The organism is Streptomyces graminilatus (genome assembly GCF_001418565.1).
GTDB classification, from domain to species: domain Bacteria; phylum Actinomycetota; class Actinomycetes; order Streptomycetales; family Streptomycetaceae; genus Streptomyces; species Streptomyces graminilatus.
Map to the genome: position 1 here is coordinate 1 of NZ_LIQQ01000207.1, position 10973 is coordinate 10973.

A 10973-nucleotide genomic window follows, 5' to 3' on the forward strand; every position below is an offset into this window, starting at 1 on the left:
CCTCCTCCCGTGTGCCCCGCGCCGCCGATTCCGACCGGCGCCGGACGAGTGCGAGTGTCGTGCTGCGGTCCGTGCTGGAGCACGGGCCGGTGGCGCGCAGCACCATCGCCCGGCTGACCGGACTGTCACCGGCGTCGGTGACGGACTACTGCGCGCGGTTCGCCGAACTCGGCCTGCTCCGCGAGGAGTCCGCGCCCCGGCGGTCGAACGGCGTGGGGCGTCCGCACGTCCCCGTCGACGTGGACTCCTCGGGGTTCGTGGTCGCCGGCGTGCATGTGGCCGTCCCGTACACGACGGTCGCGCTGCTGGATCTGCGCGGCCGGGTGGTGGCCCGGCGTGAACTGGCGCACGAGCACACCGATCCGGGGTGGGTGCTGGCGCGGGCCGCCGAGGGGCTGCGGGCGCTGCTCGACGGTGCCCCCGGCCGCCGGGCGCTCGGTGTCGGCGTGGCCGTGGGCGGTTGGGTGGACCGGGAGTCCGGGACCGTGGTCGAGCATCCGATGCTGGGCTGGCGGGAGGTGCCGGTACGGGAGTCGCTCCGCGTCCGCACCGGGCTGCCGGTCCATGTGGACGGGCACGCCCGGGCGTTGGTCAACGCTGAACGGCTGTTCGGGCGGGCGCGGGGCAGCGGGAGCGTGCTGCACCTGTTCGTCGGCAACGTGGTCGACGCGGCGTTCGCGACCAACGACGAGGTGCACCACGGGCCCCGCTCACAGGCCGGCGCCATCGCCCATCTGCCGGTGCCGGGCGGCACGGAGGCCTGCGACTGCGGTCGTACGGGCTGCCTACAGGCCGAGTTGAGCGAGCGGACGCTGTGCCGGCGGGCGCGGGAGGCGGGTGTCGTCGACACCACGGATCCCCTCCGGGTGGTCGCGTCGGCGGCCGGCGGCGACCAGGCGGCCGTGGACCTGCTGGTACGGCGGGCAGGTGCCGTGGGGCGGGCGGCGCGGCTGCTGCTCGATGTGCTGAACCCGGAGACCGTGGTCGTGACCGAGGTCGGGGTCGTCCACCGCGAGGACTGCCTCGCCGCGCTGCGCGAAGGGGTCGGCGCCGAACGCGCGGCCTCCGTCGTGCCGACGAGCTTCCCGGATTCGGTGCTCGCGGTGGCGGGCGGTTCGGTGGCACTCGATGTGCTGTACCGGGATCCGCTGGCCCGCCTCACCTGAGGCTATTTAATTCAGAAACTCCGAATGTTGACAGGGACCACGCATGACCTGGAACATCATTCCCATGAGCCCTTTCGTGAGCTGTCGCACCCTCTGTTGCTGACACATCGCCACTGTTGCTGACACGTTGCCACGTGTGAAGCGCTCATTTCTTCCCGAGCTTTTCGCTCTCCTTGAGCTTCCGCTCTCCTTGAGCTTCCGCTCTTCCTGAGCTTTCTGCTCGTCCTGAGCTTCTGTCGTTTCTGCGCTCTCCGCTCTCTCCGCTCTCTCTGTTGTCTCTGTCGTCTCTGTTGTCTTCCATTGCTTCTGTGTGAATTCCGCTCCCGGGCCTCGTCATGCCCGCGTCCAGAATTCCGCAGGCATTCGCGCCTTTCGAACTCACGGAGTACTCCCATGTCAGTTGACCGACGGCTCTTCCTCGCCTCCCTGCTCGGCGCCACCGCCGGCATCGCCGGGCTGAGCGGTTGCGCCGACAGCAGCGCCGCCGCCAGTACCAAGGGTGCCTCCACCGCTCCGCTCGCCGCGAAGGTCCCGTCCGGTACGGGCCTGAAGATCTCCTCGTATTCGGGGACCCAACAACTCCAGTTCAAGTTGGGCAAGTTGGGCGAGCTGCCGTTCAAGGTGTCGAGCTGGGAGAACATCGCCGCCGGACCCGATGTCATCAACGCCTTTCGCGCGGGTTCCCTCGATCTCGCCAACAACGCGGGCATTCCGCCGATCCAGGCGCACTTCCAGGGCTTCGACGCGAAGATCGTCGCGATCAACGTCACCCGTAAGCCGAACTATCTCTTCGCCACCAGACCCGGCAGCGACATACGGTCGGTCGCGGACTTCAAGGGCAGGAAACTCGCCTTCTCGCAGGGGCAGGCCCAGGGTGTCGTCCTGTTGCGGGCGCTGCAGAAGGCCGGGCTCGCGTACGACGAGGTCAAGCTCGTCCCGCTGACCAGCAACCAGTTCTTCACCGCCCTCCAGTCGGGCCAGGTGGACGTCGCGCCGCTGGCCATCAGCCAGGCGCCCGCGTATCTCCAGCAGTACGGGGCCAAGGGTGCCCGCAGTATCGAGACGGACGTCGTCGATCTGCTCAACCTGCTGTGGGCGCCGGTCTCCGTGCTGAACGACCCCGCGAAGGCCGCCGCGATCGCCGCGTACATCCCGTACTGGGCCAAGGGCCTGGTGTGGACGTACGAGAACCCCGACATCTGGAACGAGGAGTTCTATGTCAAGACGCAGAACCTGACCCTCCCCCAGGCGCAGGCGATCACCAAGCTCGCCAACAAGCCGTTGTTCCCGCCGAGTTGGGCGGAGGCGATCAAGTGGGAGCAGGAGACCGCCGATCTGCTCGCGGAGGGCGGCTTCGTGAAGAAGTTCGATGTCGGCTCGCTCTTCGACCACCGCTTCGAGGGCATCGCCGCGAAGTCCGTGGCGGCGGAGTACCGGCGGTGAGCGCCGTGAGCAGCGCAGTGGCCGCCGTCACCACGAGCGGCTCCGGCGCCGGCACCGCGGTGGTCGCCGGTACCGGCGAGGCCGGCTCCCAGGTCCGCAGGCGGCGTCGGCTCTCTCCCGGGAGGCGGCTGCCGGCCGCGCCGCTCGTCGGGCCCGCCCTCGTCCTCGTCCTGTGGGCCGCCGCCTCCGCCGCCGGCCGGCTCGACCCGGCCGCGGTCCCGGCGCCCTGGACCGTACTGCGGACCGGCGTCCATCTGTGGACCGACGGCACCCTGCCGAACGACATCCTGACCTCGGTACGGCGGGCCGCCTCCGGCTTCGCGATCGGGCTGGCCGGCGGTGTCCTCCTCGCTCTGGCCGCCGGGCTGAGCCGGGTCGGCGAGGCGCTGATCGACGGGACGGTCCAGCTCAACCGGGCCATCCCGGCGCTGGGGCTGATCCCGCTGTTCATCCTGTGGCTGGGCATCGGCGAGACCTTCAAGGTCGCGATCATCGCCATCGTCGTCTACATCCCGATCTACCTCAACACGCATGCCGCGCTGTCCGGCATCGACAGCCGGTTCGTCGAACTCGCCGAGGTGCAGGGGCTGTCCCGGTTCCAGTTCGTCCGGCAGATCGTCATCCCCGGGGCGCTGCCCGGATTCTTCGTGGGGCTCCGGCTCGGTGTGACCGGCTCCTGGCTGGGGCTGGTCGTCCTGGAGCAGATCAACGCCACCAGCGGACTCGGCTATCTGATGTTCCAGGCCCAGAACTACGGCCAGAGCGACGTCATCCTGGTCGGTCTGGTCGTCTACGGAATCTTCGGTCTGGTGTCCGACAGCGCGGTCCGTCTCATCGAACGGAGGGTGCTGTCATGGCGCCGCACACTGAGCAACTGACCCGGTCCGCCGTCCGGCTCCGGGGCCTGACACGGTCGTTCGGCGGGCGCACGGTCCTCGACGGTATCGACCTCGACATTCCGGCCGGGCAGTTCACCGCCCTGCTCGGGCACAGCGGCTCCGGCAAGAGCACCTTGCTGCGGGCGGTCGCGGGCCTCGATCACGAGGTCGAGGGCAGCGGTCAACTCACCGCCCCCGAGCGGGTGTCGGTGGTCTTCCAGGACTCGCGGCTGCTGCCGTGGCGGCGGGTGCTGGACAACGTACTGCTGGGGACCGAAGGGAAGGAGGCTGCCGCGAAGGGGCGGGAGGCGCTCGCGGAGGTGGGGCTCAAGGGGCGCGAACGGGCCTGGCCCAGCGAGTTGTCCGGTGGGGAGGCGCAGCGGGCCGCGCTGGCCCGGTCGCTGGTACGGGAGCCCGAACTGCTGCTTGCCGATGAGCCGTTCGGGGCGTTGGACGCGCTGACGCGGATCCGGATGCACGGGCTGCTGCGGGAGCTGTGGGAGCGGCATCGGCCGTCCGTTCTGCTCGTCACGCATGACGTGGATGAGGCGGTTGCTCTCGCTGAGCGGGTGCTGGTGCTGGAGGAGGGGCGGATCGGGGTCGATGTGGTCATCGATCGTGAGCGGCCTCGGGAGGAGTACCGGGAGGTGTTGCTGGGGGCGTTGGGGGTGACGTCGGACGTCCGGTGAGGGGGTTGCCTTTTTTCGCCCCCGCCGCCCTTACCCGTTCCCATCCCGCTCCTGGGGGCTGCGCCCCCAGACCCCCCTTTCGGCCTGAACGGCCTCGTCCTCAAACGCCGGACGGGCTGAGAAGTCGGCGCTCGTTGCAAAGGAACTCGTATGACCCGTCAACTCCACCTCAACGCCTTCCTCATGACCACCGGCCATCACGAGGCCTCATGGCGGCTGCCCGAGAGTGATCCGTACGCGCATGTCGAGCTGGACCACTATGTACGGCTCGCCCGGATCGCTGAACGCGGGACCTTCGACTCCCTCTTTCTCGCCGACAGTCCCCAGTTGTGGGGCAGCCTGGCCCAACGGCCCGCCGGGGCCCTGGAACCGCTCACCCTGCTGACCGCCCTGGCGACGGCGACCACGCACATCGGGCTGATCGCGACCGCCTCCACGTCCTACAACTCCCCCTACAACCTGGCCCGCAGATTCGCCTCGCTCGACATCGTCAGTGGGGGCCGGGTGGGCTGGAACATCGTCACCACGGCCGGTGCCGAGGCCGCCCGCAACTTCGGTCTCGACGCGGAGCCCGCCCACGCCCAGCGGTACGCCCGGGCCGCCGAGTTCCTCGATGTGGCTCTCAAGCTCTGGGACAGCTGGGAGGACGACGCGATCGTCGGCGACAAGGCGGCCGGCGTCTGGGGCGACGACACGAAGGTCCATCCGCCCCGGCACCGGGGGACGTACTTCAGCGTCGAGGGCGCCCTCAACGTGCCGCGTACGCCCCAGGGTTACCCGGTTCTGGTGCAGGCGGGGTCGAGCGAGGACGGCAAGACGTTCGCGGCCCGGTACGCGGAGGCCGTGTTCACCGCACAGCAGACCATCGAGGACGCGCAGGCCTTCTACGCCGACCTCAAGTCCCGTACGGCGGCGGGCGGTCGGAACCCCGAGCACATCAAGGTGCTGCCCGGCATCGTCCCCGTACTGGGGTCGACGGAGGCCGAGGCGCTGGCCGCCGAGCAGGTCCTGGAGGACCACATCGTGTACACGCACGGTGTGGAAGGCCTGGAGCGGCTGCTTCAACTTCCCACCGGCGCACTGGAGTTGGATGCCCAGCTCCCCACCGATCTGCCGCCCGAGAGCGCGATCGAGGGCGCCAAGAGCCGCTACACGCTCGTCGTCGAGCTGGCCCGGCGCGAGCGTCTCACCGTACGGCAGCTCATCGGACGGCTCGGCGGCGGGCGCGGGCACCTCACCTTCGCCGGTACGCCCGAGCAGGTCGCCGACGAGATCGAGACCTGGTTCACGCGGGGCGCGGCCGACGGCTTCAACATCATGCCCGCGGTCCTGCCCTCCGGGCTCGACGCCTTCGTCGAGCATGTCGTCCCGATCCTGCGCGCCCGCGGTCTGCTCCGCGAGGAGTACGGGCCTCGCCGGACCCTGCGCGAGCGGTACGGCCTCCCGCGCCCCGCCAACCAGCACGTCAGCCCCGTATCCGCACCCGCTTCCGCGCCCGCCCTCGTCTGACTGAACCTCCTCTTCCCCGAAAGGAACCCGCGTGTCCGGCATCGAAATCCAGAAGATCACCGCGAACATCGGCGCCCGAGTGTCCGGCGTGGACATCTCCAAGCCGCTCGACGAGGAGCGGGTCGCCGCCCTCCGCGAGGCCCTGAACATCCACAAGGCTCTCGTTTTCGACGACGTGAACCTCGACGACGAGGGCCAGCAGGCCTTCGTACGCCACTTCGGTGAGCTGACCACCGCCCACCCGACCGTACCCTCCGTCGACGGCTCGCCCAATATCCTGCCCGTCGACAGCGAGCGGGGCCGCGCCGCCAACCACTGGCACACGGACGTCACCTTCGTCCTCAACCCGCCGCAGGCCAGCACCCTGCGCAGCATCACGGTCCCGCCGTACGGCGGCGAGACGCTGATCGCCAGCTCGGCCGCCGCCTACCGTGATCTGCCGGAACCCCTGCGGCAGTTGGCCGACAACCTGTGGGCCGAGCACACCAACGACTACGACTACGCCGTGGCGGACGAGGCGCTCGACGAGGAACTGGCCGCCCAGCGCGCCCAGTTCACGTCCATCGCGTTCCGCACCGCCCACCCGGTCGTCCGCGTCCATCCCCTGACCGGCGAACGCGGGCTGTTCATCGGCGGGTTCGCGCAGCGGATCGTCGGCCTGTCGGTCACCGAGTCCCGCAAGATCCTGGACCTGCTCCAGGCGTACGTCACCCGTCCGGAGAACGTCCTGCGCCACCGCTGGTCCCCGAACCAGCTCGTCCTCTTCGACAACCGCATCACCCAGCACTACGCCATCGACAACTACAACGGCCTCCCCCGCCGTCTGCACCGGGTGACCATCGCCGGCGACATCCCGGTCGGCGTCGAGGGCAAGGAGAGCTACTCGATCACGGGGGACGCCTCGCACTACACGGCCGTCGCCGCCGCCTAGCCGAACGCTCGGCCACGTCATCTCCGGTGTCTCCCCCGAAAGACCCTCGTGCGATACACACGAGGGTCTTTTGTTGCTAGCGTGCAGTTGCAAGCAATGCGCAATAAGACGTCGAGGGGACCCCCGCATGCCCGTCTACACGCTTCCTGAGCTGCCGTACGACTACTCCGCGCTCGCGCCCGTGATCAGCCCCGAGATCATCGAGCTGCATCACGACAAGCACCACGCGGCGTATGTGAAGGGCGCCAACGACACGTTGGAGCAGCTCGCGGAGGCGCGGGACAAGGAGTCCTGGGGCTCGGTCAACGGCCTGGAGAAGAGCCTCGCCTTTCATCTCTCCGGACACATCCTGCACTCCATCTACTGGCACAACATGACCGGCGACGGCGGCGGCGAGCCGCTGGAGAAGGACGGTGTCGGTGAGCTCGCGGACGCGATCACCGAGTCGTTCGGCTCGTACGCCGGGTTCAAGGCCCAGCTCACCAAGGCCGCCGCGACCACCCAGGGTTCGGGCTGGGGTGTGCTCGCCTACGAGCCGCTCAGCGGGCGGCTGATCGTCGAGCAGGTCTACGACCACCAGGGCAACGTCGGCCAGGGCTCGACCCCGATCCTGGTCTTCGACGCCTGGGAGCACGCCTTCTACCTCCAGTACAGGAACCAGAAGGTCGACTTCATCGACGCCATGTGGGCCGTCGTCAACTGGCAGGACGTGGCGAAGCGTTACGCCGCCGCCAAGGAGCGCGGCGACAGCCTGCTGCTCGCGCCGTGATCGTGACCGCGTAACACCCCCTGGACGTCCTGCCTCGTGATCGTCTTCTCACCCGAACGCGACGGCAGGCGGAATGACGGGAGGCCCCCGCGAGGACATGACTCGCGGGGGCCTCCCCGTGTTCCGAACGGCCCGACTCCTTACAGGTTGCTGAAGTCGGGGCCCGCCGTCCGGGTGCGCTTGATCTCGTAGAAGCCGGGGACCGAGGCGACCAGGAGGGTGCCGTCCCACAGCTTGGCGGCCTCCTCGCCCTTCGGGGCCGGGGTGACGACCGGGCCGAAGAAGGCGATCTGCTCGCCGTCGGCGCCGGGGACCGCGATCACCGGGGTGCCGACGTCCTGGCCGACCTTGGTGATGCCCTCCTTGTGGGACGCGCGCAGCTCGGCGTCGAACTCGAAGTTCTCCTGCTCGGCGTAGTCGATCAGGTCGGCGGGCAGGCCCACGTCGGCCAGGGCGCCGGCGATCGCCTCAAGGGTCGCGCCCTCGCCGTTGTTGTGGATGCGCGTGCCCAGGGCCGTGTAGAGGGGGCCGAGTATGTCGGCGCCGTGCTTCTGCCAGGCCGCCGTCACCACCTTGACCGGCTGCCAGGCCTTGACCGCGAGCATCTCCCGGTACTGCTCGGGCAGCTCGTCGAGCTTGTCCTCGTTGAGCACCGCCAGGCTCATGATGTGCCAGTTGACCTTGATGTCACGGACCTTCTCGACCTCCAGGACCCAGCGGGAGGTCATCCAGGCCCAGGGGCAGAGCGGGTCGAACCAGAAATCGACGGGGGTCTTGGCCGGGCTCACGTCGGACATGGGTCTCCTAGAGAAGGAATGGCTTTCCGGATCACTTTCCCCAGGGAACGCATCCTCGCCACCGTCGCATTCCCACGTGCCCGGTGTCAGTGCCGCGTGGCAGGATCGGTGCTGGTCGGCCGTACCGCCGTAGTGATGACGATGAGGGAGCTGCTCCGTGCCCGGTGAGAATCTGTCCCGCGACGAGGCCCGGGAGCGGGCCGCCCTGCTGTCCGTCGACGGGTACGAGGTGTTCCTCGACGTGCGGTCCGCCGTCGGTGACACAGCCAGTACGGGTGACACGGGCGGGGGGCGGACCTTCCGGTCCGTGACCACCATCCGGTTCCGGTGTGCCGAGCCCGGTGCCGCCAGTTTCGCCGACCTCATCGCGCCCAGTGTGACCGCTGTCTCACTCAACGGCCGTGATCTCGACCCGGGAGCCGTCTTCGACGGCACGCGCATCCTGCTGGAGGATCTCGCCACCGAGAACGAGCTGGTCGTCGACGCCCAGTGCGCCTACTCCCGCACCGGCGAGGGCCTGCACCGCTTCGTCGACCCCGAGGACGGCGAGGTGTATCTGTACACGCAGTACGAGCCGGCCGACTCCCGACGCGTCTTCGCCAACTTCGAGCAGCCCGACCTGAAGGCCCCCTTCCGGTTCGAGGTGCGGGCCCCCGAGGAGTGGGTCGCGTGGAGCAACGGGGTCGGGGAGCTGGTCGACGGGGTGTGGCGGTTCGCCGAGACCAAGCCCATCTCCACCTACATCACCGCCATCCTCGCCGGGCCCTATCACTACGTCACCGACTCGTACTCCCGCACGTTCGCCGACGGTACGACCCTCGACATCCCGCTCGGCGCGATGTGCCGCAAGGGTCTCGCCCCGCACTTCGACTCGGACGACGTCTTCCTCGTCACCAAGCAGGGGCTGGACTTCTTCCACGACCACTTCGACTACCCGTACCCCTTCGGGAAGTACGACCAGGCGTTCGTGCCCGAGTACAACCTCGGCGCGATGGAGAACCCGGGACTGGTCACCTTCCGCGAGGAGTTCATCTTCCGGGGGAAGGTGACGCAGGCGGCATACGAGCGGCGGGCGAACGTCGTCCTGCACGAGATGGCCCATATGTGGTTCGGCGACCTCGTCACCATGGAGTGGTGGGACGACCTGTGGCTCAAGGAGTCCTTCGCCGACTTCATGGGCTCCTTCTCCCTCGTCGAGGCGACCCGTTTCACCAACGGCTGGGTCACCTTCGCCAACAACCGCAAGGCCTGGGCCTACCGCGCCGACCAGCTTCCCTCCACGCACCCCGTCACGGCCGACATCCGCGACCTGGAGGACGCCAAGCTCAACTTCGACGGCATCACCTACGCCAAGGGCGCCTCCGTACTCAAGCAGCTCGTCGCCTACGTCGGGCCGGACGCGTTCCTCGAAGGCGCGCGGCGGTACTTCAAGCGGCACGCGTACGGCAACACACGCCTCGGCGATCTGCTGTCCGTGCTGGAGGAGACCAGCGGGCGGGACATGGTCACCTGGTCGCGAGCCTGGCTGGAGACCGCCGGGGTCAACTCCCTCACCCCTGCGGTGGTGTTGAGCGCGGACGGGCTGATCACCGAGCTGGCCGTGCTCCAGGAGGCCGCCGAGACCCATCCCGAACTGCGCCCGCACCGGGTGGCTGTCGGTCTCTACCGGCGTTCCCCGGACGGGGTGTTGGAGCGGTACGCGCGTGCCGAGGCCGATGTCGCCGGGCCCCGCACGGTCGTCGGTGAGCTGGCCGGGAGCGAGGCCCCCGACCTGGTCCTCGTCAACGACGACGACCTCACGTACTGCAAGATCCGGTTCGACGAGGGCTCGTTGGCCACCCTGCGGGCGCACCTCGGTGACATCACCGACCCGCTGGCCCGCGCCCTGTGCTGGTCCGCGCTGTGGAGCCTGACGCGGGACGGGCTGATGCCGGCCCGGGACTTCATCGACATCGTGCTGCGGTTCGCGGGGCGCGAGTCGGACATCGGCGTGCTCCAGATGCTGCACGCCTGGACCGACTCCGCGCTCACCCTCTACGCGGCCCCGGAATGGCGGGCCACCGGTGAACGCCTGCTCGCCGAGGGCGCGTTGAAGGAACTCCGGCTCGCCGAACCGGGCAGCCAGCACCAGTTGACGTGGGCCCGCTTCCTGGCCGCCACGGCATCGGGCGAAGCCGACTTCCAACTGCTCCAGGGGCTGCTGGACGGCACCGCGAAGATCGACGGCCTCGACGTCGACCAGGAGCTGCGGTGGGCGTTCCTGGAACCGCTCACCTCGCACGGCGTCGCCGACGAGAAGGTCCTCGCCGCCGAACTCGCCCGCGACGACACGGCGTCCGGCAAGCGCCACCAGGTCCGCTGTCTCGCCGCCCGCCCCTCGGCCGCCGTCAAGGCGCAGGCGTGGGCCCAGGTCGTCGAGTCGGACGCGCTGTCCAACGCCCTTGTCGAGGCCACCATCTCGGGCTTCGTCCAGGGCTCGCAGCGGGAGCTTCTCGCGCCGTACGCGGAGAAGTACTTCGCGGTGATCGAACGGACCTGGGCCGACCGCTCGATCCAGATCGGGATGGACGTCGTACGGGGCCTGTTCCCGTCCCTCCAGGACTCCCCGGAGACCCTGGCGGCGACGGACACCTGGCTGGCGGACCACGCCGACGCGGCACCGGCCCTGCGCCGCCTGGTCCTTGAGGCCCGGGACGACCTGGCGCGGGCCCTGCGGGCACAGGCGTGCGACGGAGCGGCAGGACGGTAGACGGTAGACGGTACTGGGTTGACGCGGGGGCCGGTTGGGGGG

8 protein-coding genes and 1 pseudogene are annotated in these 10973 nt (G+C 69.3%); 8 read left to right on the forward strand and 1 reads right to left on the reverse strand.

Features of this window, described 5'->3' with window-relative positions:
• The 7 genes and pseudogenes from AOK08_RS18255 to AOK08_RS18285 form a co-directional block, all read left to right on the forward strand.
• A pseudogene (locus AOK08_RS18255) lies at window positions 1–1176 on the forward strand (ROK family protein); the annotation flags it as partial.
• A gap of 383 nt (window positions 1177–1559) precedes the next feature.
• Window positions 1560–2609, forward strand: coding sequence for an ABC transporter substrate-binding protein (locus AOK08_RS18260; RefSeq protein ID WP_055526949.1), 1050 nt, complete (start codon window positions 1560–1562; stop codon window positions 2607–2609).
• The gene (locus tag AOK08_RS18265; protein WP_055526951.1) at window positions 2606–3487 is read left to right on the forward strand and encodes an ABC transporter permease; all 882 of its coding nucleotides are present in this window, start codon (window positions 2606–2608) and stop codon (window positions 3485–3487) included. Before AOK08_RS18260 ends, AOK08_RS18265 begins: the two co-directional genes overlap by 4 nt.
• Window positions 3463–4176: an ABC transporter ATP-binding protein gene (locus AOK08_RS18270; protein WP_055526952.1), complete on the forward strand. Its 714-nt coding sequence runs from the start codon at window positions 3463–3465 to the stop codon at window positions 4174–4176. The genes AOK08_RS18265 and AOK08_RS18270 overlap by 25 nt, the downstream gene beginning before the upstream one ends.
• A 150-nt stretch (window positions 4177–4326) precedes the next feature.
• Entirely contained in the window at window positions 4327–5685 is a 1359-nt protein-coding gene (locus AOK08_RS18275) for an LLM class flavin-dependent oxidoreductase (protein WP_055526954.1), read from the forward strand.
• A 31-nt stretch (window positions 5686–5716) separates the two neighbouring features.
• Window positions 5717–6616, forward strand: a complete 900-nt coding sequence (locus AOK08_RS18280) for a TauD/TfdA dioxygenase family protein (RefSeq protein WP_055526956.1) — start codon at window positions 5717–5719, stop codon at window positions 6614–6616.
• A 127-nt stretch (window positions 6617–6743) separates the two neighbouring features.
• Entirely contained in the window at window positions 6744–7385 is a 642-nt protein-coding gene (locus AOK08_RS18285) for a superoxide dismutase (RefSeq protein ID WP_055526957.1), read from the forward strand.
• Between the two features lie 140 nt (window positions 7386–7525).
• On the opposite strand, the gene AOK08_RS18290 is transcribed toward AOK08_RS18285, so the two are convergent.
• Window positions 7526–8182, reverse strand: a complete 657-nt coding sequence (locus AOK08_RS18290; RefSeq protein WP_055526959.1) for a DsbA family protein — start codon at window positions 8180–8182, stop codon at window positions 7526–7528.
• Window positions 8183–8339: 157 nt separating this feature from the next.
• On the opposite strand from AOK08_RS18290, the gene pepN reads away from it, so the two are divergent.
• Complete coding sequence (gene pepN, locus AOK08_RS18295; RefSeq protein ID WP_055526963.1) at window positions 8340–10931, forward strand: aminopeptidase N; 2592 nt, start codon at window positions 8340–8342, stop codon at window positions 10929–10931.
• Window positions 10932–10973: the final 42 nt, after the last annotated feature.